The organism is Vibrio sp. D173a, assembly GCF_030248475.1.
Window position 1 is genome coordinate 1 of record NZ_JAHGAH010001306.1, and the last position, 695, is coordinate 695.

The window sequence follows — 695 nt, forward strand, 5'->3', positions numbered from 1 at the left end:
CAACCATTTACAGACAGCTATTCATCAACATAATAACCATCTTTCATAACCAAACCCTTCCTATCTAAGTAACAACCCCGTTTAGTAAACGTTTTCTATCTAAAAAATTAAAAAAACGAATACAAGTAACTTATTGATTGATATAAAAATAAGAAAGTTATCTAATCTTTTAGACAAGTTAATGATAAAAATAACATTGACTATGTGATTTATATCACCATAATGCGCACGTTTACCTGAAATATGGTGAACGTAATTACATTAATTCATCAATTGCGGAGGTATAAAATGGCTGCGGATAACAACTACAGTCTAGGGCCGGTTCCAACATCGGCTAGGAAAGGAGTCGCTTCATTAACAATGGTAATGTTAGGTTTGACTTTCTTCTCTGCAAGTATGTGGACAGGCGGTTCACTCGGTACTGGTCTCTCCTTCAATGATTTCTTCCTCGCCGTTCTCATCGGTAACCTAATTCTTGGTATTTACACTTCTTTTCTTGGCTACATCGGCTCATCTACTGGCCTCTCTACTCACCTTCTCGCTCGATTCTCTTTTGGTACGAAAGGCTCTTGGCTTCATTCTGCTCTTCTTGGCGGTACTCAAGTAGGTTGGTTCGGTGTTGGCGTTGCGATGTTCGCGATTCCAGTACAGAAAGCGACTGGTATTGATACAAATGCCCTAATTATTGTTTCTGG

At 38.8% G+C, this 695-nt stretch carries 1 protein-coding gene; it reads left to right on the forward strand.

The features are described from left to right. Window positions 1–288: 288 nt before the first annotated feature. On the forward strand, window positions 289–695 hold a 407-nt coding region (locus KIV40_RS33015), incomplete at its 3' end, for a cytosine permease (protein WP_285353598.1).